Here is a 25,767-nt window from a genome sequence, read left to right as displayed (position 1 = left end):
CCCCTTCGACGCGGCGTTGCCGCGGGTCACTCTCGGGGGGGTACCAGCCCCAGTGGTTAACGTGTTTTGCTTCCGTTCGATCCGGGCGAAACGGAACCGAACGCCCGACTCGGCCGTCGAACCGTCCATTCAGGCTCGCTCCGCGGGCCACGAATTGAGGTCCAGCGCCATCACGAACGCCGCCTCGCCGTCGGCGTAGTAGCGTTGGATCCGGCGGGCCGGTTCGAACCCCTCGTCGGCGTACAGCGACTGTGCGCGGTGGTTCGACTCACGCACCTCCAGTTTGACCACGGCGGCGCCGGCGGCCGCGAGCTCCCCGAGCGATTCGCGGAGCAGGCGCCGGCCGAGTCCGCGCCCCTGCGCGCCAGGCCGGACGGCGATGTCCTTGACGTGGCCGATGTCGCGGCCGTGGTTCGGGGTCACGTCGGCGACGACGTAGCCGAGGGCGTTGCCGGCGGCGACGCCGTCGTCACCGGCCGGCAAGCCGGTCTCCCCTACGTCCGCGACGAGGAACGCCGGTGCCTCGAGGAGCCTCTCGAAGGCGGCGAACGGCCAGGGCTGCTCGAACACGGCCTTCTCGATGCGGAACACGTCGAGCAGGTCGGCCCGCGTCGCCGGTCGGATCTCCACCGAACTCGCCGGTTCGGCCCCGCCGTCCGCGTCGTCCTCACCTCCCGGCATCGCGCGACTCGGGGTTGTCATTGGACGGAGTATGAATGTCCGACTGATAAGCGCAGCGGCCATTCGGATCCGGTCGTTCGTGCGTGGAACCTTTCGACGGGACGGGAGCGATTCGAGGGCCTCCGGCCCTCTCAGTCCTGATCCGGAATCCCGGCTTACTCCGGCCGTATGTTCCGGTTCACCCGGAACACGTTCTCCGGATCGTACCGCTTCTTGGTCTCGACGAGTCGGTCGTAGTTGTCGCCGTAGGTCGCCCGGATGCGATCCTCGCTCTCGTCAGCGGTCTGGAAGTTGATGTAGTTGCCGCCGGTCGAGAAGGGGCGGAACCGCTCCCACGCGTCGCGGACCCACTCCCGGTACCGGTCCCCGTTGGGATCGTCGGGCTGCCACATCCCGGCCGCACCGAACGCGAACCGGGCGTCCCGGTTGCCGACGGCCCCGTCTCCGGGGTCGTGTTCATTGAGCGCTCCGCCGATGTGTGCGAAGACCATCTGCCCCCCTGGAATCGGGTTCTCCCCCGTCAAGTCCCGCGCGGTCGACAGGAGATCGTCGCTCAGCTCGGCGGCGAACTCCGTCTTCCAGTAGTAGTGGTTGCCCTTCGGCTGGGTCGCGTCGAGGTACGACTGGAGCCGCGTGTAGGGTAGTTCTCGAAGCTGATCCACGACGGGGTCCTCCAGCGCCCGGATCGGGGCGAGCACCTCGTCGACGTCGCCGAGATCGCCGCTGTAGCAGACGCTCATGGCGCAGATCCGCTTGCCGTGCCACTCCTCGGGCACGAAGGGGGCCGGCGGCGCCCGACGGAGGATCGTGAACACGGTCAGTTCCCTGGGCGCCTCGGCGGTGAGTTCCCGATACGCCTCGAGGATCTCGTCGGCCCGCTCGAAGGGCCAGGCGACGAGCCCGCCGTAGACGGTCGGCCCGACCTCGTGCAGTCGGTAGGTGAACGAGGTGACGGCCCCGAAGTTGTGACCGGCACCGCGGATCGCCCAGAAGAGGTCCTCGTTCTCGTCGCGGCTGGCGCGCCGGACCTCCCCGGCGGCGGTGACGATCTCGACCTCGAGCAGGTTGTCGACCGTCCATCCGAACCGCCGGGTCAGGTAGCCGAAGCCCCCGCCGAGCGTCAGGCCCGCGAGCCCGGTCTCGGAGACGAATCCCCCCGGCGTGACCAGGCCGTGGAGCTGGGTCTCCCGGTCGATGTCGCCGATGAGACAGCCCGCCTGGGCGGTGGCGGTCCCCTCCTCGGGGTCCACGAGAACCCCGCGGAGACGGGACATATCGATGGTCACCCCCCCGTCGGCCAGGGCCGTGCCGGCGATGTTGTGTCCGCCGCCTTTCACGGAGAGCAGGAGGTCGTGCTCACGAGCGTAATCGACCGCGGCGACGACGTCGGCCGTCCCAGTCGGCTGGACGACGAGCGCCGGCGTCCGCTCGATCATCCCGTTCCAGATTCTGGTCGCCTCCTCGAACCCCTCGTCATCCGGGGTGAGGAGCGGGCCACGCAGCCGTTGGCGAACGTCCTCCAGCGTCTCCGCCGTCACCGTGGTCGTACTTCCGTCTCGGGTGGCGATGGTGGGTTGGGTCATAGTGCTCGGTTACTCGTTACTCGCCCGCGGACCGCGTTCGGAAGAGAGGTCCTCCGGGACGATGCCGAGCTGCTGGAGCATCGCGGCCGTATCGGGTTGGACCCACCGTTCGGCGATCTTCCCGTCCTCGATGCGGGTGAACACCATGTTCCGGATCTTGAAGGAGCGGTTCGTGGGCTCCATCCCCATGAACTCGCCCTCGTGGGTCCCTCGAAGTGTCACCCGCATGGCGACGGTGTCCCCGTCCGTGACGACGTCTTCGACGGTCGCGCTGAAGTCGGGGAACGCGTGTCGATAGCTGGCCAGGGCTTCCTCAATGGCCTCCCTGCCGCGAACGTCCCGGCCGAACGGGCCGTGTTCGACGGCGTCCTCGGCGTACACCTCGCGGACCATATCGAGGTTCCCCTCGGTGGCGATATCTTCGGGCACGCGCCGTGCGATGCGTTCGTTTTCCGTCGTGGCTTCGGACATGGTGTTCCTCCTGGACGGTACCCGGGATGGCCAGCGGGTAGATCCGGGGCTTCGTCTGGCTCGAGGGTACGGGCCGAGACGGCTTTGTTATGTGTTCACATGCGTCTATACGGCCGGATTTCCCCGATGCCGGGGGAGTGACCGGAAGCTTCGAGGGAGACCTGCGATCGAGGGGGGATCGTGCTCGTCTCGGACCGGACGGGGCGGGAGATACGCGGACCTACTGAGCGAACAAACTCGTCCCGTCCCGGGTACGGAAGCCGAATCGAAAAGGGATCTCGGTACCGCCTACCGCGAAGGCGCGACGGGGCCTCGCCCGGCTGCCCTCGCCTTACCTAATCGTCCGCGGGGGCCGCGCCGCCCGTGCCGGAGTCGTGCTGCGCCTTCGTCCAGGAGAGCTTGCCGCCGGCCGCGAGGATGTCGCGCTCGCGTTCGGAGGCGTCGAGCTGTGCCGTGGCCTCCCAGTCGTCGTTCACGCGGATGGTGAACTCCTCCCGACCTTCGCGGACGCCCTCGCCGACGTCGTCGACGATCTGCACGTCGTCGCCCTGCTCGATGCGCTCGTACGTCTCCTCGTCGATGGTGAGCGGCACGAGGCCGAAGTTGAACAGGTTCGCCTTGTGGATGCGGGCGAAGCTCTGTGCCAGCACGCCCTCGATGCCGAGGAACATCGGGCACAGGGCCGCGTGTTCGCGCGAGGAGCCCTGGCCGTAGTTCTCGCCGGCGACGAGGAAGCCGCCGTCGGCGTCGAGCGCGCGCTGGGCGAACGTCTCGTCCACGCGGCTCAGGGTGAACTCCGAGAGCTTCTCGATGTTCGAGCGGAACTTCAGGATGTCCGCCGTCGCGGGGATGATGTGGTCGGTCGTGATGTTGTCCTCCATCTTCAGGAGCGCCGGCCCCTTGATGTCCGAGGACAGCTCGTCCTTCAGGGGGACGTCACCGATGTTCGGGCCCTTGATGAGGTCGTCGTCGACGGCCTCGTCGGGGCTGATGATGTCGGGGTCGGACTCGCCCATGCCGGGGCCGTAGTTGCCGCCCATCTCCAGGCCGGGGTCCTCGAGGTCGCCGAGTTCGTCGGCCAGATCGCGCGGGTCGACGATCTCGCCCGCGATGGCCGCCGCGGTGGCGACCTCCGGCGAGCAGAGGAACACGGAGTCGTCCTCGATGCCCGAGCGGCCCTCGAAGTTGCGGTTGAACGTGCGCAGCGAGACGGAGTCGGAGGCGGGGACGTGGCCGATGCCGATGCAGGCGCCACAGGTCGCCTCGGAGAAGTTCACGCCGGCGGCCATGAGTTCGGCCGTCCAGCCCTCGCGGGCCAGCATCTCGGAGGCCTGCTTGGAGCCGGGCGCGACGATCATCTCGGTCTTGCGGCCGACCTCGCGACCCTCGAGCATCTTCGCGGCCGGGAGGATGTCCTCGTAGGCGCCGTTCGTACAGGAGCCGATGATGACCTGGTCGACGGACTCGCCCGCGACCTCGCGGACGGGCACGACGTTGTCGGGCATCGAGGGCTTCGCGATGAGCGGTTCGAGCTCGGAGAGGTCGACCTCGATGGTGTCGGCGTACTCGGCGTCCTCGTCGGGCTCGAGGTCGACGTGCTCGTCCTCGCGGCCCTGCAGGGAGAGCCACTCCTTCGTCTTCTCGTCGGTCGCGAAGATGGAGGAGGTGGCGCCCAGTTCAGTGCCGAGGTTCGTGATGGTCGTCCGCTCGGGGATGGTGAGCGCCTCTGCGCCGGAGCCGGTGTACTCCAGCACCTTGCCGACGCCGCCCTTCACCGTCAGCCGGCGGAGCAGTTCGAGCGCGACGTCCTTCGCCGTCGCCCACTCGGGGAGCTCGCCCTCGAGCTGGACGTTGACGACCTCGGGCATCTCGACGTAGTACGGGCCGCCGCCCATCGCGACGGCGATGTCGAGCCCGCCGGCGCCGATGGCGAGCTGGCCGAGCCCGCCGGGGGTCGGCGTGTGCGAGTCGGAGCCGAGCAGCGTCTTGCCCGGCGCCGCGAAGTTCTCCTTGTGGACCTGGTGGCAGATGCCGTTGCCGGGCCGGGAGAAGTACGCGCCGAACGTGCCGGCAGCGGAGCGGAGGAAGCGGTGGTCGTCGGTGTTCTTGAAGTCGAACTGGTACGTCTGGTGATCGCAGTACTGCGCGGCGAGCTCCGTCTGGACTTCGTCGAGGTCGAGCGCCTCGAACTGGAGCCACACCATCGTCCCGGTCGTGTCCTGCGTGAGGACCTGGTCGATCTCGATGCCGATCTCCTCGCCGGGCGTCAGCTCGCCCTCGACGAGGTGATCATCGAGGATCTTCTCCGTAATCGTCTGTCCCATATCGTCCGAAGTTCGGCCTCGCTCGGATATAAATCCGGCGAGTTATGACCTCGACAATCGTGAAGAATAGCTCCTCGTGGCGATTCTTGCGGCGAATTTTGTGTTCACCCGCCTCCGAGTGAACGGTCGACCAGCGCGCTTTTCCCCTCGCTCGCGCCACGACCACGCATGTTCGAATCCGGCGCGTTCGTGGCGGCCCGGTTGGACCCGGTCGCCGACGAGCAGGTCCAGCCGAACGGCGTCGACCTCACCCTCGACAGCGTCCACGTCCAGACGGCGCCCGGTCGCCTCTCGCGGGACGGCAAGCGGGTCGGCGAGCGCGAGGAGTGCTCCCCCGAGGACGGCTACTACCGGCTCGACCGCGGTGGCTACGTCGTCCAGTACGCCGAGCGGATCGCGGTCCCCGAGGGACACGTCGGGTTCGTCTACCCGCGCTCGACGCTGCTGCGCAACTCCTGCATGCTCAACACCGCCGTCTGGGACGCCGGCTACGAGGGTCGCGGGGAGGGGTTGCTGCAGGTCCACCACCCCATCAAACTCGAACCGGGCGCTCGAATCGCCCAGTTCGTGCTCGCCGAGGCCGACCACGAGGGCAGGTACGAGGGGGAGTACCAGGGCGAACGAACGTGAACCCGTAGACCTGTCCGAGGAAGGACTGCTTTCGGGTCCATCCCTCGTGCTTTCGTCCTGGGTGTAAGTACCAGTACTTCGAACGTGTGCTGGAATCTCACACGCGGGTGGGGTGAGGTGACGTGGACCACGACCCGGGAAAACGGGGGACGACGCGAGGATGGACCTTCGTTTCAGGCGGCTCGTGTCGTCCGACAAATGTGTACGTCTGACGAAAGATTGTTATCAGGTCATTCGTTACTTCGTACCAACACGTCCACGAGGGAATACGTCATGCCACAGGGTACATCGGAGCTCCACCGTCGCGCCTTCCACGAAACGGCGAGCCCCACCCTCATCGCGGACACGGAGTTCATCATCACCGACGCGAACGACGCCCTGCTCGACGTGACGGGCTACGAGCGCGAGGAACTGCTCGGTTCGACCCCCCTCATGCTCATCGACGACGACTCGGTGTACGAGGACGTCATCGACGCGCTCTCGAAGGGGGAGTCGTGGGTCGGGAACTTCGAGACGACGACGAAGGACGGCCAGCTCGTCTACGGCCGCGGCTCCGCGACGCCGCTCGTCCTCGACGGGGAGACGCGGGGGTACGTCGCGGTGTTCACCGACATGACGAGCCACCGGCGCTACGAGGAGTCGCTCCGGATCCTCAACCGGGTGCTCAGGCACAACCTCCGGAACGACGCCAACGTGGTGCTTGGACACGTCGAGCGCGTCGCTGACGCGGTCTCCGACCCAGAACTGACGGCCTCGCTCGACACCGCCGCGACGCGCGTGGAGGACATGCTCGGCCGGGCGCGGACGACGCGCCGGTTCGGCGGCATCCTCACCGGCGGCGACTCGTACTCGCTGGAGCCGGTCGACCTCGCGACCGCGGTCGGCGACGCGCTGGAGGACGCCCCGACCCAGCAGGTCGCCGTCTCCGTCTCCGGGACCGCGGACTCGGTCGACGTCGTGGCCGACGACATGCTCGCGCCGGCGCTCCGTGCGGTCGTGGAGAACGCGGTCGAGCACAACGATAAGGAGGTCCCGCGGATCGAGATCGGCGTCGAGGAGGGGCCCGACCGGGTGACCCTCTCCATCGCCGACAACGGCCCCGGCATCGAGCCCCGGCGCCACGACCGGGTGCTCGGTCGCGACGAGCGGACGCAGGTCGACCACGGCGAGGGCCTGAGCCTCTTCTTCGTCGATCGGCTGATGGAGATGTACGGCGGCTCCGTCGACGTGCGGGCGAACGAGCCCGAGGGGACGGTGTTCGAACTCCACTTCCGTCCGCCGGGGACGTCCGCGTCGGCGCCCGGCGACGCCGACCGCTGGACCGCCGAGGGGGAGGTGACCGACGGCGCCGAGGGCGTCGTCGACGCCGACCCCACCGGGAACGGCGGGAACCGGGAGGAGGTAGCGACCGAACCGCTCACGGAGTGGAACGGCGACGCGCAAGCGGAACACGACCGGCCTGCCGAGGGCGCCGACGGGATCGACGCGATGGAGGCGGCCGAAGCGGTCGGGGCGATCGAGGCGACCGGGGACGCCACGGGGGGTTCGGGGGACGCCGCCAGGGGTACGGAGGATGCCGATACCGCTATTGCCACCGCCGAGACGGACGACGTGGCGGACCTCGACCGGGCGGCCGACCTCGCGGCGGGGGCGGCGGGCGACTCTGTCACGCCGGCCCGCCTCCGCGGCGAGGCCCGGTGGCTCCCCGACGCGACCGCCGTCCTCGGGGCGTACGAGCAGCCCCACCACCTCGTTCGGCTCCGCCGGAGTGCCGGGCTCCGGGACGACGGGGCCGTCCTGCTCCGTGGCGACGCGGCGGCGCTGTTCACGGACGAGTCGGTCCGGGTCGTCGCCGACGGCGCCGACGGCGGCGAGTGGACGGTTCCGTACTCCAACGTCGCGGGTGTCGGCCGCCGTGCGGACGCGATCGTGCTCCACACGGACGGCGGCCGGATCGAACTCCCGCTGCCGCGCGGCGGCGGCGAGCCGGAGTTCGTCGACGAGGCGGTGGCGTTCCTTCGCGACGAACTTGCCCGGTGAACCGGGGGCAACATCGAGGAGGGCCGGTTGCTCGTCGGTGTTTTTCGTCGTTTTGCATGTACGGTAGCTTGCGGTTGGGGCGTGTGACGCGAGCGCCTCTGGGCGCGAGCACACGCGCACCAGGCTCACGTGAGCGTAGCGAACGTGAGTTCCGAGGAGCTTGCTCCGAGGTAAGATGAGCGAGGGAGGGGACCGAAGGGAGCCGACCGAGCGAATCGGCTGGGGAGGACGTGGCCCCATGACGCCTGGGAGTAGTGGTCTGCCACTTCACGAACGGACTGACCGCGCTGACCAACCTACCGCCAGCGTCCGTACGGGCAGCACGCGAACCGAAATCGCAGGCTGGGAGGGATTCGAACCACGGTCGCACGGTCGCCTCGCTCGCGCTCGGCGCTGCGTGCTCCCTGCTTCGAATCCCCCCAGCTATCGCTGTTCACGCTCACTTCGTTCGCGAGAACAGCGGGCTGGGAGGGATTCGAACCACGGTCGCACGGTCGCCTCGCTCGCGCTCGGCGCTGCGTGCTCCCTGCTTCGAATCCCCCCAGCTATCGCTGTTCACGCTCACTTCGTTCGCGAGAACAGCGGGCTGGGAGGGATTCGAACCCCCGACCGTCCGGTTAAAAGCCGGACGCTCTCCCTAACTGAGCTACCAGCCCTCGCCCGGTCTTGCCGGCGTGCCCGCATAAGCGTTTACGATACGACGGCGAGACGCGCCGGTTCAAAGCCCCGACGCGGCGACGTCGTGGACGTCGCGGAACGCGCCCTGAACGACCTCCGAGAGCGCCGGGTGGACGTGGATGGTCTCGGCGATGTCCCTCGCCCGGCCCCCGACCGCCACGGCCGTGCTCACCTCGTGGACGAGCATCGACGCGTGGGGGCCGACGACGTGGAAGCCGAGCACCTCGTCGTCCGGCCCGATGATCGCCTTGGCGAACCCGCCGTCGGTCGCCATCGCCTCCCCGAGCGCGGTCCGGTCGTACGCGAAGGTGCCGACCTCGTAGTCGGTCCCGTCGTCGAGTTCCGACTCGGTCCTCCCGAGGCTCCCGACCTGGGGCGACCCGAAGACGGCGTGGGCCATCCCCGGGTACTCGACGGCCGTCCGATTCCCGCGAACCGCGTTCTCGACGACGCACTCGGCCTCCTTGTCGCCCGAGTGTTTGAACATGTAGTTGCCGGCTATGTCGCCGATGGCCCACACGCCGTCGACCGACGTTTCGAGGTACTCGTTCGTCTCCACGAACCCCTTCTCGTCGGTCTCGATCCCCGCTGCATCGACGTTCCAGGTGTCCGAGTTCGGCCGGCGGCCGACGGCGAGGAGCGCCTCGTCGCCCCGGACCCGAATCTCCTCCCCGTCCTCCGATTCGGCGGTGACGACCGTCTCGCCGGCCGCTTCGGCGAGCGCCGTGACCTCGAAGCCGAGGTGGAGTTCGTGGTCCTGTTCGTAGACTTCGGTCACGCGCTCGGCGATGTCGCGGTCCTCGCGGTCGACCAGCACGTCGCCGTGGCCGACGACGACCACCTCGGTCCCCATCTGCCCGAAGAAGTGGGCCAACTCGACGGCGATGTAGCCGCCGCCGACGATGACGAGCCTGTCGGGGCGCTCTCGGAGCCCGAGCGCCTCGTCGCTCGTCAGGAAGTCGACCTCGTCCGTGCCGGCGATGGAGTCGGGAACCCGAGGCCGGGACCCGCCGGCGAGCACGATCCGGTCGCCGGTGATCCGCTCGGTGTCATCGCCCCCATCGCCCCCATCGCCGTCCTCGCCATCTCCGCCCGTATCGCCGCTGCAACCGCCCGCGTCGACCTCGACGGTCCGCTCGTCCACGAACCGTCCCGTCGCTTGGTAGAACGTCAGGCCGTCGGTCTCGCGCGCCTCCTCGGCCTTCGACTCCGCCTCCTCAGTGATGACGTCCGTCACGTGGTCGACGATCTCGCGGAAGGCGACGTCGTTCAGCGTGGCGTCGACGCCGACCGCCTCGGCCTCCCTGACCGTCTCGGCGACGTTCGCCCGGTGGATGAGCTTCTTCGAGGGGTTGCAGCCCCGGTTGAGGCAGGTTCCGCCGAGGCGGCCCCGTTCGACGAGCGCGACGTCGAGTCCCGCCTCGACGGCCTCGGCCGCGACGAGATTGCCGGTTCCTCCGCCGAGCACGACGAGGTCGAAGTCGGTCACGGCCGGGAAGACGGCCTCCCGACCCTAAGGCCTGATGTACGCGTACCCCTCGTCCTGCAGGCGGGTGAGCTCCCCGACCCCCGAGGGAACCACGTCGACGTCGTCGACGAGGTCGGACTCCTCCATCCCTTTCATCTCGAGGGTGTTACCGCAGGCGCTGAAGGCGATCCCCTTCTCCTGGAGCGACTTCACGCGGTCCGCGTCGGAACCGCCGGCCCTGACCGGTTCGATGCCGTCGGCCTGGGCCAGCACGACGATGTCGTCCATGTCGACGGTGTCGTCCTCCGAGAGGTTCTCCGCGAGGGTCAGCGCCGTCTGCTGCTGGTCCGGGTCGCCGGTGATGAGGTGGAAGACTGTTTGCATGCACACGAACGCGAGCGGGAACCGCGGTACTGGTTGGGGTTGCAACGGCAAGGGCCGGCTCCCAGTTCCCGGTCGGTCGTTCCCCGGGCACCGTCCCCGAGCTTGCACGAACGCCACCGGTCATCGGCGACTCCGGCCCGAACGATCACCTCGGACGCGTACCGTCGGCTGCCAACGACGAGGAGGACGGATGGCGGTCAGGAGAACGGATAACGGTCAGGGGTGCGAGCGACTACTCGGATCGGTAGACGTCGAGCGCTTCGGCGAGCACCTCGCCGGGGTCGCGGTTCTCGAGGGACGCCTGCGCGCGGAGCAGTCGGTACGTCTCGAACGGGAGGTCGACCTCGATGCGGCCGAGCGGGATGCCCTGGCTCCGGAGCGCGGCCTCGGCGGGCGTCCCGTCGTTCACGTCGGAGGCGAGCGAGCGGATCTCCCTGACGGTGAGGTCGGCGTCGAGCGCCGCCCAGGCGAGCGCGAACCGGGCCTCGCCGGCGGTCCGGGCGATGTGTTTCGCGGCGGTGGGCGCCAGTTCCCCGCGGGCGACGTGTCGGCGGATGGCCTGCGGGAGGTCGTGGACGCGCGCCCACTTCCGGATGAACGAGACGGGCACGTCGACCCCCTCGTCGGTGTGTTCGCTCGCGCGCTCCGCGGCGGCCTTGTACGAGCCGGTCCCCCTGACGAGGGCCGCACACGCGGCCGCGCCGCGGAGCATGAGCACGTTGTCGTCGTCGCCGACCTCGTCGGTGGCGAAGCGTGCGACCGTCTCGGCCGCCTCGGCGAGGCTCTCCTCGTCCTCCGGGTCGAACCCCACGGCCGTGTCGGCGCGCTCGCCCGTGATCTCGGGGTCGCCCCGAACCACGGGGTCGCCGACGGCCGCCTCGCGGTCCGCCGGAGGCTCGCGGGACATGGTACACCCGTGGCGTCGGGTGGCGATAATAAAAGGTTCGCGGGCGTGACCGAACTCGCCGCACTCCCGTCGCTCGCTCGCCACGGTCCCGTCCCGGCCCCCGACTCGTACGTCCGCCCGGCTTCCGCGCCTGAGTATCGACGCGGCTAACACCGCGCCCTCCGATGCCAGCCTACGGATGCTCCGGTACGTCACGACGAACGACGGGAAGGTGCGCGAGGCCCGCGAGTACCTCGGCGACGGCGTCGAACAGCTGGACTTCGACTACACCGAGGTGCAGGCCGACGACCTCGGTCCCATCGCCGCCCACGGCGCCCGCGAGGCGTACCGCCACGCCGGCGAACCGGTCCTCGTCGACGACGCGGGGCTGTTCATCGACGGCTTCGACGGCTTCCCCGGCCCGTACTCCGCGTTCGTGGAGGACACCCTCGGCGTCGGGGCCGTCCAGCGACTCGCCGCCAGGGAACTCGACGACGAGCGCCGGGCCGCGTTCGACTGCACGCTGGCCTACTGCGACGGCGACGAGTTCGACGCGACCCCCGACCCGGTCGACCGCGACGACCGCGTCGCCGCCGCGGCCACGGGCGCCGAGCGGGACGAACAGGAGGGGCGGGCGCTCCCGGTCAAACTGTTCACCGGCACCGTCCGCGGTCGGATCGTGGAACCCCGCGGCGACGGCGGCTTCGGCTACGACCCCATCTTCGAGCACGACGGGAGGACGTTCGCGGAGATGAACGCCGAGGAGAAGAACGCGGTCTCCCACCGCGGTCGGGCACTGGAGAAGTTCGCCGAGTGGTTTCAGGAGCGCAGCGACTGAACGTAGACGAGTCGCAACACCGAGCATAGCGAGGTGACCGTCTCGGCGTGGCTCGCCGAGCGATAGGGGCCGATGGAAGGTCGAACGACCGGCGGTGCGTTCGACCGGCTTCTCCTCGCGCGACGCTTGGCCGAACTGATCGGGGGTTGGCTCTCACGGTATTCTCGACAAGTCCCGACAATCGTCGCCTGCCCAAGCATCGCCGGAACCGACGGACGAACCTTCTTATCCGAAGCCGGGACCAGCGCCCCCGTGACGTAACCGGAACCCCGAGCCGGCCGAGGCGGGTGTGCAGCGCACCGGCGCGGGTATCCAAAAGCGCCGCCTGTCAGCTATTTCCGAGGGTCTCCGTCCGGTCCCGGGTAGTCCTCGCCAACCACCTCCTCGTAGAGACTCTCCGCGTCGAACAGCGTCGCGAACACCTTCGGCTCGCGGACGCTCACCGGGAAGCGGTCGTTCAGCCCCACGGCCGCTCGCGAGCCGGTGAGTCGCTCGTCGAACGAGAGGACGTGCATCGCGCCGCCCCGGTACGCCGAGGCGAGCGCCGGGTGGTCGTCCGCCGGGTGGTCGACCGACTCGCGCCAGGCCTCGACGCGCTCGCGCCAGTCCGCCGCGAGCGACGCGTCGGCCAGGTCAGCCACGACGGCCTCGGCGTCCGCCAGCACCGGGTCACTCGCGACGAGCGTCGTCCACGAGTGTCGTCGGAGGTGATCCAGCGCCTCCCGCGCAGCGCCGCCGACCAGCAGGTCGGCCGCGAGCACGTCCGCGTCCGCGACGACGCGCGCCGGTGAGGGGTCCGGCCCGTCGCTTACCCCCCGTTCCGGTGACCGTTCCCGCCGGTCACTCATCGCGACGCTCCTGGAGGGCGGTCGTCACGTCGTCCTGATCTACCTCGACCGCCGTCGCCCGTTCGAAGAGTCGTGCCCACGTCTCCATGTCCGGATCTGCGTCCGCGTCGGGTAAGACGGTTACCCGAGCCGTCGGGCAACGGCGTCCGCGAGCACGCCGAGGAGGAACGCCGCGCCGACGTTCCACGCGAGACCGACGACGCCGATCGCCACGACGAGCCAGCGGCGGTCGGTGTCCAGCCCCCGCCGCCCGAGGTGGACGGCGACGACCGTGAGCAGCACGCTGAGCACCGCCATCGGGAAGCCGGCGACGACGCCCGCGAACAGTGCTGCGACGAGGTAGAGCGCGCCGAGCACCACGTTCGCGCCGCCCGTCCGCGCGCCGAAGGCGTGCTTCCCGGCGAGCCCACCGCTGCCGTGGCACATCGGGACGCCACCCAACGGCACGGAGAGGAGGCACATCCCGCCCATCGACCGCGACAGGCGGTTCGGCGAGACCTCCCTGTCGAAGAGGTCCTTACAGAGGAGCGCCGTGGCGACGACGGCGTTCCCGACGGTCATCGCGAGCTGGCCGGCCATCCCGCTGAGCGCCGCTCCCGTGACCCTCGGCCACCCGGCCGAGAACGGGGTCAGGGCCGGAACGGCGAGCGCCGGCAGGCCGGCCGACCAGACGGCGATACCAGCGCCGACACCCAGCACGACGAGCGCGGCCGCTCGGCGGTACCCCATCGCGGTGACAGCCACGGCGACGAGCGCGGCTATCGCAGCCAGCCGGATGTCAGCGGCGGCGAGGTCGACCCCGGTCCGGAACAGGAGGAGCGCGACCGCCAGCTGGATGCCGCGGACGACGTCCTCCCCGACGTAGCGCTGGACCCGTTCGAGCGTCCCCGTCGCGCCGCCGATCAGGAGCACGCCGCCGCCGAGTAACCCGGCGGCGAGGAACTCCCCGTAGCCGAGCGTCCCAGCGATGGCGAGCCCCGCGAGCGCCTTCATCGGCTCGACCGAGAGCGGGAGGCCGTACGCGAGCCCCCACACCACCTGGAAGACGCCGAAGAAGACGAGGGCGTGCGCCAGCGAGACCGGGGTGAGCGCCGCCAGGGCGACGACGATCGGGAGGACGGTAAGCGAATCACCTAGCGCGCCCGTGAACTCGTTCCAGCCGAGATCGAGGGTTCGGCCCGAGCGGTACTCCCACGTGAACGCCACGGACGTACGTCTCTGTACCGGAGGCTTGTGTGTTTCCAGGAACCGGAATCGGGCTCCCGTCCTCGGTTCCGCAACCGAATTCGGTTGGTCGGGTCGAACGTTGCAGGTCCTCTCGACTGTGGAGCGCCGACGCGAGTGTTCACTGATAGTGAGGTCAGCGTGAGCACCGAGCGGTGTCTCGGCCGACGTGGGGATACATGCGTCCCGTAGCGTCCGCTTCGCGTCTGACGGAGGTCATGCGTCTGACGATGATTTATGGTCCATCCGTCGCATCCACGAACTGGGCGCGACGATACGACCCCGTGGTTGAGTTCACTGGGGTCGGGTTCGTTCCCGGACTTACCACAGTTCGATTACCACACCGCGCGCCCGGCACACCCACACCCCACCCCTTTCGAAACACGCTCCATCAGTCACGGACTCGCAAACCGACGTTCTTCGACCGTCCCTCGACGACTCAGCCGCCGAGCAGCGCGCTCCGGGTGTCGTCGGCACGTGCGATCTCGGTGATGAGCGCCAGGCGATCCCCCGCCTGGACCGCCGTTCCGGGAAGCGGGATCGTCAGCGGCTCGCGTTGCCGACCGTGTGCGTACACCCTCGCGCCGTCCAGTTCGATGTCGTGGACGCGTGTCCCGACCACGGGCGCGTCGTCGGGGACCGCGACCGCGACCAGCTGGAGCTGCTCTGTCAGCTCCCCGATGGCGTTGAAGTTCCCCCCGAGGAGCGCGGTCTTGGCGCCCGCCGCGCCCAGCCGCTCGGGGTAGATCACTTCGTCGACGGCGCGCGCGTACTCGTCGTACACGTCCTCGCTGAAGTCCTCGGAGATGCGCATGACCGTTCGGCAGCCATGATCCTTCGCGATCATGCAGACCTCGAAGTTTACGTTGGGGTCGCCGGTGATGGCCCCGACCGCGTCGGCTCCCTCGACGTCCGCCTCGTCCAGTACGGCGGGGTCACTGCCGTCCCCCGGAACGACCGTGAACCCGCGCGAACGGGCTCGGTCGATCTTCTCGGCGTCGTTGTCGACGACGACGACCTCGTGGCCCTCCTCCTGCAGCACCCGGGCGGTCCGGGAGCCGACCCGCCCGAACCCGACGATGATGAGACGCATGGGGCGTGGTACGCGATAGCACGACAAAAACCTACGTCCCGAACTGACCGGCCCCGGTGGCTTATCCCCCTCAACGACGTACACGTTTCCGATGATGGCGACGACGCACGCCCTGGCGGGCGTGCTGATCGGGCTCGGGGTGCTGGCGACGGTCCCGGAAGCCGGCGCACCTGTGCTCCTCGCCGGGGCGCTCGGCGGGGCGTTCCCCGACCTCGATATTCTCGCAGTTCACCGGCGGACGCTACACTTCCCGCTCGGCTACGCAGTCCTCTCGGGGGGCGCGGCCGCTTCCGCGCTGGTCGGCCCCGCGTGGCTCGCCATCCCCGTCGCCGTGTTCTTCGCGGCCGCGTCGGTCCACGCCGCGACGGACGTGTTCGGCGGGGGCCTCGAACTCCGGCCCTGGGAGGGGACCTCCGACCGTGCGCTGTACGACCACCTCAGGGGTCGCTGGCGGCGTCCGCGGCGGTGGATCCGGTACGACGGCGCCCCTGAGGACTTCATGCTGGCGCTCGCGCTGGGTCTGCCGGCGTTCGCCGCGCTCGACGGCCTCCCGCGGCTCGGCGTCGTGGCGCTCCTGGCTCTCTCGGGGGTGTACGCGATGGTCCGTCGGCCGCTCGTCGACGGCGGCGAACTACTGGTCGGCCGGCTTCCACCGCGCGTGCTCCGGCTGATCCCCGAGACGCTCATCGAGGATCTACGGTAATCGGTCGTTTTCCGTCGCTGTGCCGCCGTCGTCACCCGGTGACACCGATGTCTCCTGTCCGGCTAAGTGTCTGGCGCACGTCCCTCGGGTATGGCCGACTCCGAGATTCCCGTCACCGCCGAGACGCCGGATAGCGCGCTCCACACGACCGGAACCGATCACATCACGCTCATCGGCAGCAACGAGGAGGACACCGTCGCGTTCTACCGCGACGTCCTCGGGATGCCGCTCGTGCTCCGCCAGCCAAACCTCGACGCGCCCGACGTCACCCACCTGTTCTTCGACACGGGCGACGGCCGCGTCCTCACGTTCTTCGTCAACGAGGACCGCGACTCCAACCCCGCGCCCCAGCGGACCGGCGTCGGCGCCGTCCACCATCTGGCGTTCAGCATCGAGGCGGGCGAACTGGAGAACATCAAGACGGCGCTGAACGAGGAGGGCCACGGCTTCAGCGAGTTCGATCGCGGCGCGTTCCACTCGCTGTACACCCGCGATCACAACGGCCTCACCATCGAACTCGTCGTCGACAAGTACGCCATCCCCGACGACCGCCGCGGCGAGGTGCTCGCGCTCTCGCAGTCCAAGCGCGTCGCGGCCGGCGCCGACTACGTCGACGACGAGCACATGCAGGCCGCGCTTGAGGAACTGGACCTCCCGGTCGAGCGCGCGGAGGTTCCGGATGCGGCGACGGGCACCGGATACGACAACTGATCTTCGAATTAGCGCTACGCGACGAGAAGTATTTATGAACGTTCTAATGGATTATGGGGCGCTCGTGAAACGTCGCAGCTCACTCGTGAACGGTCCCTGAAGGGTCGCTGAAAGGTCAGCGGAGTACGAACTGACGTGAACCAGTTGCAAGGAAATGTACCTTATACGATGGTTGCCATCTGATGGGTAGTTGGAGCCAGACAATGTCCACGTCCGAACCAACTGACGCCCTCCGCACCGTCGCCGCGAACGCCCCCGCCGCCTCCCTCCGACACGGGGCCGAAACCCTCCTCGCGGGCGCCGTCGAATCCGTCCAGGTCGTGGCGTTCTGGCTCGCGGCGTTCCTCCCGCTGACGTACCTCCCGCTGTTCGCGGTCGACCTCGTCGGCGAGTACGCCGTCGCGTTCGTGGCCCTGCTCGCCCTCCACGCGGTCACCATCCTCGTCGGGCACGGCTACGGCTCCGGGAACTGAGCTCGCTCCGCAGGCTCCGCCGCCACCCGGTCCCCGTCTTCGGTTCTTCCCGCTCGCCCTCCCGTCCTCCTCCCTCCGTCCCCGTTCGGATCCTGGTTCACTTCACTTGGATGCTCGGCCCGGGTTCGGTTTTGCCGGTTCACGATTGCCGGTCCAATCCCTCACGACCGGTCGTCCAGCACGGCCCGTCGTTCGCGTTCGGCGCGCGCCTCGTCGACCGACTCGTTCGCGACGAGGCGGTCCACCTTGCGTTCGAACTCGCGCTCGCTCAGTTCGCCGTCGACGTACTGCCGTTTGAGCTCCGCGAGCGCGTTCGCGGACTGCTCCTCGGCCGACGGCTTCGGCGGCGCGAGTGCGTCGGAGAGCCCGAACGGCCGAAGCGGCGGATACTCGCGCTCGATCCGATCCGCGAGCGCCGCCAGCCGCGAACTCCGCGGGACCGAGGCTCGCCGGAGGAGCGCCCAGACGAACCCGACGCCCGAGAGCACGGTCGCGACGAGCAGCACGGACGTGACCGCGAGAACTGGGGCGGCGACGTCGAGGAGTTCGCCGACGATCGGCGTCCCCGTTCCGAGCGCGCTGTACACGACGAGTCCGAGGAAGCCGACGACGACGAGTAACAGGCCGCCGGAGACGAGCAGCCCCACGAGGGATATCCAGAGGAGGTTGGTTCTGAGCCAGCCCATCGCTATCCGACGATGTAGTCGCGCACACGTAAATCTCGTTTTCTTGCTCTCCGGGACATGATGACGGGAAGAACGCAGTTACGGACGACGGCTCTCCTCGGCGTATGATGCCCTCCCGCCGTGGCTTCCTCGTCCTCCTCGACCCGGCGTCACGATCGCCTTCGCGCTCGCCGCCGCGCACGCTCTGGTGACCGGTCGTCGGAGACGCATCCTCTCAGGGGGTACTCACAACCAGACAGGACAGGTGAGAACTGCGTAGCGAGTCTCTCACCGGTACTCGCCCTTCCATCGATTGCACACAAACGGTGTACCCGACCGCAAGAGACCTGCTACCCTACGATGGAACGAGCTGTGAACCCGATGGACTGGCGTGCGAACCGGAGCTCCGCAGATGCGCAACGGCAGTGCGAGCCGCCCTAACGGAGCGTGAGCGGGAATCCGAACACGAATCACGTGGCGTTGTCGCACCTCCTCGTTACCACCCACTGGACACAGGGCTGGGTTCACACACGGCTGCAGTCTATCGATTCGCGACACCACCCGTCGGTGAACGGTCGATGCTCCCGACCTGCCACCTGCTGTTTAGGATGAGAACCTCCGCACCCTGGGCGCCTCAGGCTCTCTATCAACAGAACTCGGAATGCTGGTATCGCTGAACCCGTTCGAAGGCTCCATCTCACACTCACCACTACACACGGTGAGGGAGCGTTCTTCCGGATGATTTCACCGATCGTGAACGGTCGCAGCCGTGCCGAGCCCCGCTCACATGGTCATGCACACACTGAACGACCTTCGAGCCGGTCGTGATGACCGGTGGGATGCGGCTCGTCGAACATCTGCCGACTGTCACTCGAACGAGTCGGCGGTTCGATGCGCGACAGTCATCGAGTCAGGAGGTGCGAACGTGACTTTGCCGCCCTCAACTTCGATCAGTCGGGACGACTACGGCATCGCAGCGTCACCAACGATCTCCGCTGACTCGCGCACCACCCTCCAGGCGGTATGCCTATAAGACGGTGTTCGCTTATCGCTGCGCATGGATGCTGACGCCGGGTCCGAGTTACGCGCCCGAGGCCAGGAACTACTCGAGCGGAGCATCGGCCCGGATGCGGAGTTCCGCCCCCAGCAGTGGGAAGCGATCGAGCGACTTGTCGACCGAAAGCAACGATTGCTCATCGTCGAGCGGACCGGGTGGGGGAAGAGTACGGTGTACTTCACCGCGACGAAACTGCTCCGAGAGCGGGGTGCAGGGCCGACCCTCATTATCAGCCCGCTTCTGTCCTTGATGCGTAATCAGATTCAGGACGCTGAGAAGCAACTGGGTCTCGCGGCGTGGACGATCAACTCCAACAACTCCGACGACTGGAACGAAGCAAAGACCGCAGTTGTTGACGGGAAGTGTGATCTCCTCCTCATCTCTCCCGAGAGGCTCGCGAACTCCGAATTCCAAAAGGAGGTCCTTCTGGAGATGGACGAGCAATTCGGTCTCCTCGTCGTCGACGAGGCACACTGTATCTCGGACTGGGGGCACGACTTCCGACCGGACTACCGGCGTATCAGGCGTATTCTCCAGGAGTTCCCGGATCACATCCCCGTCGCCGCGACCACGGCGACGGCCAACGACCGGGTCGTCGAGGACATCACCAGCCAAGTGCCGGACCTTCACGCGATCCGGGGCGAACTCGTTCGAGATTCCCTCCGGATTCAGACCATAGAAACCGACTCGCGGGCCGAGCGGTTGGCATGGTTGGCGGAGAACCTCGGGGTCTTCGACTATTCGGGCATCGTGTACTGTCTGACCACTGCCGAGGTCGAGGCTGTCGCCGGCTGGCTGGGAATGTTCGGCCATGACGTCGAACCGTACCACGGCGGAATGGACGGTGACCGGCGTGAGGAGCTGGAAGAGCGACTGATGGCGAACGAGGTGGATGCGCTCGTCGCCACCAATGCGCTAGGAATGGGGTTCAACAAACCCGATCTAGGATGGGTCGTCCACTACCAGCGGCCTCCGAACCTCATTCGATACTACCAGGAGATCGGCCGAGCAGGACGAGGGCTTGACCAGTCGTATGCAGTGCTGTTGAGCGGAGCGGAGGACGATGACATCGCGGAGTACTTCATCGAACAGGCGTTTCCGGCCCCCGAGGACTTTCACGCGATACTCTCGGTTCTCGAAGAGAGCGACGAGCAGCTCTACAAGTACGAACTGCTAAAGGAGGTGAACGTTACGTGGGGGGCCGCATCTACCTGTCTCAGCATTCTCCGGGTCGAGAACGCTATCTTCGAAGGGGAGAACGGGTTCGAACGGACGGCAAAGGAGTGGTCCTACGACTACGAACGGATCGAATCGGTCACGCAACACCGCTGGGACGAACTCGAACGCGTTCAGGAGTTCGTCGCGACGGACGGGTGTCTCACCCGGTTCATCGACGACGAGTTGGACGGCTCACTCGAGGCCGACTGTGGCCAGTGTGCGAACTGTGCCGGAGATTTCGTCCCCCGTACGGTCGAACGGGAGGACCTGATCGACATCGCCGTTCAACACTACCAACAAAACTCCTGGGACGAGATCTCTGCACGCTACTACGAACCCAAGCAGGAAGGTGGGCGCTCGAAGATTCCGGAGGAGTTGAAACACGAGGACGGCCGCGTCCTCTCGAGCTACGGCGGTCCGGGATGGGGTTCGCTCGTAGAACACGGTCGCGGAGCGGACCAGTACGACGACGAACTCGTGGCGGCCGCGGTAAGCCACATCCGAGACTGGGAACCCTCACCAACCCCTCAGTGGGTCACTGCTGTGCCCACGAGGGCGAACAGCCATCAAATCGTGGACCTCGCCCAACGGATCGCGGAGGGGTTGGATATTCCGTACGTGGACTCGCTCGGGCAGACCGGAGAGATCGAACCGCAGGAGGAGTTGGCGAACTCCTACCAGAAGCGGTGGAACGTAGAGGGCGCAATCGAAGTAACCGGTTCTGTCCGAACTGAACCTGTACTGTTAGTCGACGACCTCGTCGACTCGCGGTGGACGCTTACTGAAGCAACTATGGCGTTGCGAGATGCCGGCAGTGGACCCGTGTTTCCCTTCGTACTCGCAGAGGTTGTGATGTCTGTGTGAATTCGATCAGCGGCATATTCTGTTCGAAGTCACGGGGAGGTAATGGGTCGCGGTCCACCGCCACTGCTCGTGTGACTGTGAGGGATCGAGAAGAGCCTAGACCGCAGCCTGACCTCATTATCGTAGGGCGCCGTCGAAGTCCCTGACCGAATCACCGATTGCCGAACATGCGATTTTCCCGTGATGGAGTCACGCTGAAGGACCGCGTTGGTCCCTCTTGTCCGTACTATACCCTTCGGTGATCGTCCCTCGCTTCCAAACTCGGTTCCCTGGCTTGCAGTAAGCGGCCGAGAGACGACGACAACATCTCTCGACGTTCCACATCCAGTCACGAACGGTTCCAAACCCCGTCTATCGTCCGCAAGAACACACCACACCACGCGTTGAACTCGAACTAGGACGGGGCATCCCCCCGATGGATGGAGGCGCAACGGCCGCTCACAACTGGAAGAGTGCCGCTTGCGGGACATTTCCGAATGACCAGCCTAACGGCCAGTGCGCACACGCATCCGCTATCAGTTCCAAACACGGTTGCAGTCATGCGGTTTTACCCTTCTGAGCGCGATCGATGAACCCTAAACGTGGTGACGTGGCCACCAGCAATCACGTCATCGGGCTCCGACTCCTGTGCCGTTCGGGAGCTATCCTTGCTCACGTCGGTCACAGACGCAGGAACGCGCCGCTTCCGTCCTAGTTCACCTCGGACGTATCTCACCGCATTCCTTGCGGACCAGCGGCCCGATTTTGGATTCCACACGCGTCGCCGTGTGCGTCCGAGGGACGCTCTTCGCCGCTGCATACCCGTAAAACCGAGTTTGGAACCGATCTAGGACTCACGCCCGTCGTCCAGCGGCGACGCAGTGATTCCTTGGTGGGCTTTCCGAACCACCGCCCTCACAGGTTTACGGACCGGTCGGTCGCCCTGTTCCAGGGTGACCTCCTGGGCTGCTGTGAGCGGTGCGGGACGTTGCTGACTCGGATTTCGTTTCGGCGCCACCGCTGTTTCGTGGCTGGTGGTGAACTATGCCGGCGCATCGGTTCACCATCACGTTCCAGCTCGACGGCGGTGGCCAGCGTCGCCTCGTGTTTCAGCCGTCACCTGCCGGCGGTGGGTGGAATCGCGTTGAACTGCAGCGAGACCTGGAGGAGGAGCCGTGGCGCCGGGTGAGCGTGGTGCAGTTGGAGGCGATGCCGTGTCACTGTCCGATGGGTTCACTGGGCCGTAGTGGCTCACATTGTACACACGAAAACCGTTAAGTACGCTGGCTCACAATGTACACATCATGAGCACGGAGAAGAAGCGGGTCCAGTTCAGGGCCCCGAACCGACTCATTGATCGGACCGACGCACTCGCCGCGGTCCTGGGGGAGGACCGAACAGACATCCTCGTGACCGCGCTCCGTGAGTACCTCCAGGACGCTACCCATGACGACACGCTCACGCAGGAGATCGCCGCTGCCTACTACGACGACGAGATCACCTTCGACCAACTCAAGGCGCTCGTCGGCGCGGAGGAAGCGGCCAACCTCCGGGTGTTGAAACAGCAGCTTGACGAGGACTTCGTCGACGAGGTCGCCGAGCTGTAGATGCCGATCCTGATCGCAGATACCTCCGCACTGGTCAGTCTCGGCATCGCCTCGGAGTCCTCTCCCGATCCGCTTTCGCTCTGCTTGGACGAGTATGATGTACGAGTCCCGAACCACGTCGTCGAGGAACTCCACGATGTTGCGTCATACGACGACGATCACGGCCGGGCCGCGAACGCGGTCCTCGACCATTCGGCTCACTATACTGTCCAGTCTGTGGAGCTCGACGCCGAGTTCCCGCTTGACGATGGTGAGAACGCTGCGGTGACACTTGCGAATGACATCGGCGCCGAACTCGTGCTCTGTGATGAATTCATCCGGCTTGGATTGATCCACGCCTCACTGGCTGACACACGGCTCGTGACGACGCCAACGCTGCTTTCGGTGTTCGTGCGGACTGAGACGCTGACGTCCGAGAACGCACGTACATTGCTCGACGAGATCAGTACCGCCCGAAGCTGGGAGGCAAACAGCTACGTCGAGCGAGCGCGCTTGCTCCTCGACGACTCGTAGATGCGACCCTGTCCACGAATCGGCTGCGCGACTGGATAGGAACGTCACTGTCGATAACGTTCTTTTTTACAGACTCGTGTTCAAATTGATTTAAGATTCAATATGAGATAAACCTGAACATTGCCGGTATTGGTCAGTGACACTGAAGCATGCTTTTGAGTGTTTCTGACGTATAGTGGGTGACCGTATCTACTGTGTCCTGCTCTGTCGCAACACCATCGGTACAAAGAATTCCGCGAATAGCCAGACGTTGGTTGTGACTACCGTTATCAATTAGATACTCGGACTCTGACTTGGCGAACTGGATATACTCGAGCAGCTCTCGGAGCCCTTGGGAGAACGTTTCCTCTGACTTGGTGTACTTGAATTCTCCAATCGTTACATGTTCGAGGATCCGTTTACCTTCATCGGTCCTATACTTGAGTACAAGCAAATCAGGACGGCCCTCGTAGAACGCATCCTGATTCTTGCGCTTAAGGAACTGTTCGGCTAATTTAGAGTGGCGCTCAACAGCCTCTACATGCCGCTGAATTGTTTCGGGGAGTTCATCAACCGGGCCTAAGCTGTCGAATGACTCGCGAAATGTCAATGGCCCAGTCTGGTCATAGTATACTTCGATCTGTTGTGTGTCACCCTGTAACACTGCGAATGGACCCATCCCTGATCGAATTGGATGGAGCTGTATTCCAGAGTGTGCCTTTTGTAGCTGTTCGACGTACGCAAATAGGCAAAATAATTCGAAGAGCTTGTGGTTCTTTGTGGGAGCAATAACAGTCTCCTTGAGGACGGATTGCACCTGCGGCTGTTCATACCGGTCGTTTAGAAGGTCATCGAGTAATCGGTAGAGCTGTTCACTCCGACGATACAGTTCATGTCGCGACTGCTTCGCAGCCTTTAGATCTCGATTTGTAATGTTGATCGCATCTGCATCCGGCAGTTCGTTCAGATATCGGTTCTCCGTGACGGTTGTTGTAAGCCGATCGATAGCAGGTTTGTCCCACTGGCTCCAGTCATATGTCGTTCCGGCGATCTCCTGGTTGACGGTTAGCATTATCTCCGAGAGGAGTTTTTTGATAACACGATTTTCTGGCAGATCATACTGTAATACTGGAGATGTGATGGCGAACTGTGATGGGTCTGTAAACCCAGCTTGCGACCGAATCTGCGTAGTCTGCGGCCAGTCGATTCGACCCCGTACCTCTCCCTGAACAGTCTGTGTTTCTGTTCGGTGGTCAGTCTTAATCCGGCGCAACCACTTGGGGACTTGCTCAATATACTTCAGGACCGGCTCGTGAAGCACAAACCGAAGTCGTTTCAATTCTTCTAAAGATTCGATATTCTGATCTCGATAATCGATCGTTTGAGCGAGTTGAGTGGTGTTGATTCTACCGGCACCAAGATAGGTAATGAGCTCTGCTGTGACTGTCTTACGCAGTGTTTCTGCAGAGGTCCGACTCACGGGTTATGCTCCTCGTGTATCGATATCGATCCCGAACATATCTCGCGCTTTCCGGCGAAGATACACACTGTCAACACGCAGTGACACGTGCTTCGGAGGCTCTTTATCCGGCCTCGTGATATCATTCCCCGATTCAAGCTTTTTGATGAGTTCCTTCTGCTCACGCTCTCGAAGAGCCTCTAATTGTGGGAAATCTAATCAGTGACTCCAACCAGCGCGAGATTCTGCAAATTTGCGAGCCGGAGTAACGTTCTCGATTGGCGGCGGCATTGTCTCAATGTCACAACTCCGGCGTCACCTACCGGATTCTGTGAGGGCGGCCGCGATCTCTTCGTCGCTTCCCGCGTAGATACACTCATTTTGGCAAACCGTGAGACGCATGGGGGTGACCGCGCTCACGGGTGTCCTTAGCTAATGAACAAAGGCGGCAATTCTCTCTGGAAGACGGGTGGGATTGATGGTGCTAATCGGCGGAATACTTATGCTAGGGCGCCGCTGTGTAGGAATTACTGTCTGCGCCGCAGGCGCAAGCCTAGGCCGGGATTTGAACCCGGGGTCTCGTCCTTACCAAGGACGCGCTTTACCGCTAAGCTACCCAGGCAGGCAACCATCGGTTCGCCGCTGTCGTCTTTAGGCGTTTCGATTGGCGTCGCGTCGCCGTGTTACGGAATGACGCCGTCTCACGGATCGACGGACGAGGCCACTCGTTCGTCGGCCAGCGCGGCGATCCGATCACCTGCCGACTCCGGAAGCGCACCCTCCGCGGGCATCCGGTCGTCGTCGTCGCCGGCGAGCGCGGCGGCGTACGTCAGCAGGTCCGCGGGGGCGTCGGCGCCGACGGTGTCAGTCCCGGCGACGACCGCGAGTTCGAACACGTCGGCCTCGAGGTTCCGATCGAGCGCGGATCGCTCGGCCTCCCGAGTCGCTTCGCGGCGGAGCGTCTGGTCGCGGCCGAACGCCCGGACCGTCTCGACGGCCTTCTCCGCTGCGTCGGTTCGCGCGAGCAGATAGAAGCCGCGGGCGACGAACACGTCCGCCGCGAGCACGTCCATGTCGGCGGCCACGTCGCCGACGGCGTCGAGGTCGACGTCGTCCCACGGCTCCTCGTGTGCGAGTCGGCGGGTGAGTCGAAGTCCCTCGTAGATGAGCTGGACCCCAGCGGCCCGCTCCGCGACGCCGTCGCCGGTCGCGGTCGGATCGAGCGCGCGGGCGCTCACGAGCGTGAGCACCCCCGGCGTCATCTCCGCGTCGGCGACCCGGCCCGCGAGTAACCCCCTGAGCCGCGCCGGTTCGATGTCCGCCAGCGCCCCCTCGGCGGCCTCGCGGACCCGCACGGCGTCGTCCATCGCGCCAACGTTCCGCCGGCATGG

At 66.0% G+C, this 25,767-nt stretch carries 22 protein-coding genes and 2 tRNA genes; 9 read left to right on the top strand and 15 right to left on the bottom strand.

Features of this window, described 5'->3' with window-relative positions; genetic code table 11:
- Positions 1–129: 129 nt before the first annotated feature.
- From HUG10_RS10695 to HUG10_RS10680, 4 genes are all read right to left on the bottom strand, one after another.
- On the bottom strand, positions 130–681 hold the full coding sequence (locus tag HUG10_RS10695) for a GNAT family N-acetyltransferase (protein WP_179171050.1): 552 nt from the start codon (positions 679–681) through the stop codon (positions 130–132).
- Between the two features lie 155 nt (positions 682–836).
- Complete coding sequence (locus HUG10_RS10690; protein WP_179169568.1) at positions 837–2,264, bottom strand: FAD-binding oxidoreductase; 1,428 nt, start codon at positions 2,262–2,264, stop codon at positions 837–839.
- A 9-nt stretch (positions 2,265–2,273) separates the two neighbouring features.
- Positions 2,274–2,735 (bottom strand): ester cyclase, encoded by a 462-nt coding sequence (locus tag HUG10_RS10685; RefSeq protein ID WP_179169567.1) that lies wholly within the window; start codon positions 2,733–2,735, stop codon positions 2,274–2,276.
- A gap of 335 nt (positions 2,736–3,070) precedes the next feature.
- Complete coding sequence (locus tag HUG10_RS10680; protein ID WP_179169566.1) at positions 3,071–5,059, bottom strand: aconitate hydratase; 1,989 nt, start codon at positions 5,057–5,059, stop codon at positions 3,071–3,073.
- A gap of 168 nt (positions 5,060–5,227) precedes the next feature.
- Between HUG10_RS10680 and HUG10_RS10675 the strand changes: the two genes are divergently transcribed.
- Both HUG10_RS10675 and HUG10_RS10670 read left to right on the top strand, forming a co-directional pair.
- Positions 5,228–5,689 (top strand): deoxyuridine 5'-triphosphate nucleotidohydrolase, encoded by a 462-nt coding sequence (locus HUG10_RS10675; protein ID WP_179169565.1) that lies wholly within the window; start codon positions 5,228–5,230, stop codon positions 5,687–5,689.
- A gap of 273 nt (positions 5,690–5,962) precedes the next feature.
- Complete coding sequence (locus HUG10_RS10670; RefSeq protein WP_179169564.1) at positions 5,963–7,729, top strand: PAS domain-containing sensor histidine kinase; 1,767 nt, start codon at positions 5,963–5,965, stop codon at positions 7,727–7,729.
- A 582-nt stretch (positions 7,730–8,311) separates the two neighbouring features.
- On the opposite strand, the gene HUG10_RS10665 is transcribed toward HUG10_RS10670, so the two are convergent.
- From HUG10_RS10665 to HUG10_RS10650, 4 genes are all read right to left on the bottom strand, one after another.
- Positions 8,312–8,385: transfer RNA gene (locus HUG10_RS10665), tRNA-Lys, on the bottom strand.
- Positions 8,386–8,447: 62 nt separating this feature from the next.
- Positions 8,448–9,896, bottom strand: coding sequence for a dihydrolipoyl dehydrogenase family protein (locus tag HUG10_RS10660; RefSeq protein ID WP_179169563.1), 1,449 nt, complete (start codon positions 9,894–9,896; stop codon positions 8,448–8,450).
- A gap of 24 nt (positions 9,897–9,920) precedes the next feature.
- On the bottom strand, positions 9,921–10,259 hold the full coding sequence (locus HUG10_RS10655) for a DsrE family protein (RefSeq protein ID WP_179169562.1): 339 nt from the start codon (positions 10,257–10,259) through the stop codon (positions 9,921–9,923).
- Between the two features lie 232 nt (positions 10,260–10,491).
- Positions 10,492–11,166, bottom strand: a complete 675-nt coding sequence (locus HUG10_RS10650) for a DUF7119 family protein (RefSeq protein WP_179169561.1) — start codon at positions 11,164–11,166, stop codon at positions 10,492–10,494.
- A gap of 178 nt (positions 11,167–11,344) precedes the next feature.
- Between HUG10_RS10650 and HUG10_RS10645 the strand changes: the two genes are divergently transcribed.
- The gene (locus HUG10_RS10645; protein WP_179169560.1) at positions 11,345–11,983 is read left to right on the top strand and encodes a non-canonical purine NTP pyrophosphatase; all 639 of its coding nucleotides are present in this window, start codon (positions 11,345–11,347) and stop codon (positions 11,981–11,983) included.
- A 332-nt stretch (positions 11,984–12,315) separates the two neighbouring features.
- Here the strand turns inward: HUG10_RS10645 and HUG10_RS10640 are convergent, their stop codons facing one another.
- The 3 genes from HUG10_RS10640 to HUG10_RS10630 all read right to left on the bottom strand — a co-directional run bounded on the left by HUG10_RS10640 (position 12,316) and on the right by HUG10_RS10630 (position 15,148).
- Positions 12,316–12,831 carry a DUF7384 family protein gene (locus tag HUG10_RS10640; RefSeq protein WP_179169559.1) on the bottom strand — a complete coding sequence of 172 codons (516 nt, stop codon included), beginning with the start codon at positions 12,829–12,831 and terminating at the stop codon, positions 12,316–12,318.
- Between the two features lie 120 nt (positions 12,832–12,951).
- A complete protein-coding gene (locus HUG10_RS10635; RefSeq protein WP_179169558.1) occupies positions 12,952–14,037 on the bottom strand; it encodes a putative sulfate/molybdate transporter in 1,086 nt (361 codons plus the stop codon).
- Positions 14,038–14,494: 457 nt separating this feature from the next.
- A complete protein-coding gene (locus tag HUG10_RS10630; RefSeq protein ID WP_179169557.1) occupies positions 14,495–15,148 on the bottom strand; it encodes a potassium channel family protein in 654 nt (217 codons plus the stop codon).
- A gap of 91 nt (positions 15,149–15,239) precedes the next feature.
- On the opposite strand from HUG10_RS10630, the gene HUG10_RS10625 reads away from it, so the two are divergent.
- The 3 genes from HUG10_RS10625 (at position 15,240) to HUG10_RS10615 (ending at position 17,035) form a co-directional block, all read left to right on the top strand.
- Positions 15,240–15,851, top strand: coding sequence for a metal-dependent hydrolase (locus tag HUG10_RS10625; RefSeq protein ID WP_321169537.1), 612 nt, complete (start codon positions 15,240–15,242; stop codon positions 15,849–15,851).
- A gap of 90 nt (positions 15,852–15,941) precedes the next feature.
- On the top strand, positions 15,942–16,562 hold the full coding sequence (locus HUG10_RS10620) for a VOC family protein (protein ID WP_179169556.1): 621 nt from the start codon (positions 15,942–15,944) through the stop codon (positions 16,560–16,562).
- Positions 16,563–16,765: 203 nt separating this feature from the next.
- On the top strand, positions 16,766–17,035 hold the full coding sequence (locus HUG10_RS10615) for a hypothetical protein (RefSeq protein WP_179169555.1): 270 nt from the start codon (positions 16,766–16,768) through the stop codon (positions 17,033–17,035).
- Positions 17,036–17,196: 161 nt separating this feature from the next.
- On the opposite strand, the gene HUG10_RS10610 is transcribed toward HUG10_RS10615, so the two are convergent.
- Positions 17,197–17,721, bottom strand: coding sequence for an SHOCT domain-containing protein (locus tag HUG10_RS10610; RefSeq protein ID WP_179169554.1), 525 nt, complete (start codon positions 17,719–17,721; stop codon positions 17,197–17,199).
- A 1,036-nt stretch (positions 17,722–18,757) separates the two neighbouring features.
- Here HUG10_RS10610 and HUG10_RS10605 point away from each other — a divergent pair.
- From HUG10_RS10605 to HUG10_RS10595, 3 genes are all read left to right on the top strand, one after another.
- Positions 18,758–20,839 carry a RecQ family ATP-dependent DNA helicase gene (locus tag HUG10_RS10605; protein ID WP_179169553.1) on the top strand — a complete coding sequence of 694 codons (2,082 nt, stop codon included), beginning with the start codon at positions 18,758–18,760 and terminating at the stop codon, positions 20,837–20,839.
- Between the two features lie 1,283 nt (positions 20,840–22,122).
- Positions 22,123–22,425, top strand: coding sequence for a hypothetical protein (locus HUG10_RS10600; RefSeq protein ID WP_179169552.1), 303 nt, complete (start codon positions 22,123–22,125; stop codon positions 22,423–22,425).
- Positions 22,426–22,938, top strand: a complete 513-nt coding sequence (locus HUG10_RS10595; RefSeq protein WP_179169551.1) for a hypothetical protein — start codon at positions 22,426–22,428, stop codon at positions 22,936–22,938.
- Between the two features lie 133 nt (positions 22,939–23,071).
- Here HUG10_RS10595 and HUG10_RS10590 read toward each other — a convergent pair whose 3' ends face one another.
- The 3 genes from HUG10_RS10590 to HUG10_RS10580 all read right to left on the bottom strand — a co-directional run bounded on the left by HUG10_RS10590 (position 23,072) and on the right by HUG10_RS10580 (position 25,743).
- Positions 23,072–24,397: an McrC family protein gene (locus tag HUG10_RS10590; RefSeq protein ID WP_179169550.1), complete on the bottom strand. Its 1,326-nt coding sequence runs from the start codon at positions 24,395–24,397 to the stop codon at positions 23,072–23,074.
- Between the two features lie 529 nt (positions 24,398–24,926).
- Positions 24,927–24,998: transfer RNA gene (locus HUG10_RS10585), tRNA-Thr, on the bottom strand.
- Positions 24,999–25,077: 79 nt separating this feature from the next.
- Positions 25,078–25,743, bottom strand: a complete 666-nt coding sequence (locus HUG10_RS10580) for a DUF7114 family protein (protein ID WP_179169549.1) — start codon at positions 25,741–25,743, stop codon at positions 25,078–25,080.
- Positions 25,744–25,767: the final 24 nt, after the last annotated feature.

Source organism: Halorarum halophilum (assembly GCF_013401515.1).
GTDB classification, from domain to species: Archaea; Halobacteriota; Halobacteria; order Halobacteriales; family Haloferacaceae; genus Halorarum; species Halorarum halophilum.
Note: the sequence above shows the minus strand (reverse complement) of the source record. Positions and strands in the feature narration are given on the sequence as shown.

Bases quoted from the DNA above. Each gene is read 5' to 3' on its own strand.
- HUG10_RS10695 (WP_179171050.1), bottom strand. From the start codon at position 681: ATGCCGGGAGGTGAGGACGACGCGGACGGCGGGGCCGAACCGGCGAGT.
- HUG10_RS10690 (WP_179169568.1), bottom strand. From the start codon at position 2,264: ATGACCCAACCCACCATCGCCACCCGAGACGGAAGTACGACCACGGTG.
- HUG10_RS10685 (WP_179169567.1), bottom strand. From the start codon at position 2,735: ATGTCCGAAGCCACGACGGAAAACGAACGCATCGCACGGCGCGTGCCC.
- HUG10_RS10680 (WP_179169566.1), bottom strand. From the start codon at position 5,059: ATGGGACAGACGATTACGGAGAAGATCCTCGATGATCACCTCGTCGAG.
- HUG10_RS10675 (WP_179169565.1), top strand. From the start codon at position 5,228: ATGTTCGAATCCGGCGCGTTCGTGGCGGCCCGGTTGGACCCGGTCGCC.
- HUG10_RS10670 (WP_179169564.1), top strand. From the start codon at position 5,963: ATGCCACAGGGTACATCGGAGCTCCACCGTCGCGCCTTCCACGAAACG.
- HUG10_RS10655 (WP_179169562.1), bottom strand. From the start codon at position 10,259: ATGCAAACAGTCTTCCACCTCATCACCGGCGACCCGGACCAGCAGCAG.
- HUG10_RS10650 (WP_179169561.1), bottom strand. From the start codon at position 11,166: ATGTCCCGCGAGCCTCCGGCGGACCGCGAGGCGGCCGTCGGCGACCCC.
- HUG10_RS10645 (WP_179169560.1), top strand. From the start codon at position 11,345: ATGCTCCGGTACGTCACGACGAACGACGGGAAGGTGCGCGAGGCCCGC.
- HUG10_RS10640 (WP_179169559.1), bottom strand. From the start codon at position 12,831: ATGAGTGACCGGCGGGAACGGTCACCGGAACGGGGGGTAAGCGACGGG.
- HUG10_RS10630 (WP_179169557.1), bottom strand. From the start codon at position 15,148: ATGCGTCTCATCATCGTCGGGTTCGGGCGGGTCGGCTCCCGGACCGCC.
- HUG10_RS10625 (WP_321169537.1), top strand. From the start codon at position 15,240: ATGATGGCGACGACGCACGCCCTGGCGGGCGTGCTGATCGGGCTCGGG.
- HUG10_RS10620 (WP_179169556.1), top strand. From the start codon at position 15,942: ATGGCCGACTCCGAGATTCCCGTCACCGCCGAGACGCCGGATAGCGCG.
- HUG10_RS10615 (WP_179169555.1), top strand. From the start codon at position 16,766: ATGTCCACGTCCGAACCAACTGACGCCCTCCGCACCGTCGCCGCGAAC.
- HUG10_RS10610 (WP_179169554.1), bottom strand. From the start codon at position 17,721: ATGGGCTGGCTCAGAACCAACCTCCTCTGGATATCCCTCGTGGGGCTG.
- HUG10_RS10605 (WP_179169553.1), top strand. From the start codon at position 18,758: ATGGATGCTGACGCCGGGTCCGAGTTACGCGCCCGAGGCCAGGAACTA.
- HUG10_RS10600 (WP_179169552.1), top strand. From the start codon at position 22,123: ATGAGCACGGAGAAGAAGCGGGTCCAGTTCAGGGCCCCGAACCGACTC.
- HUG10_RS10595 (WP_179169551.1), top strand. From the start codon at position 22,426: ATGCCGATCCTGATCGCAGATACCTCCGCACTGGTCAGTCTCGGCATC.
- HUG10_RS10580 (WP_179169549.1), bottom strand. From the start codon at position 25,743: ATGGACGACGCCGTGCGGGTCCGCGAGGCCGCCGAGGGGGCGCTGGCG.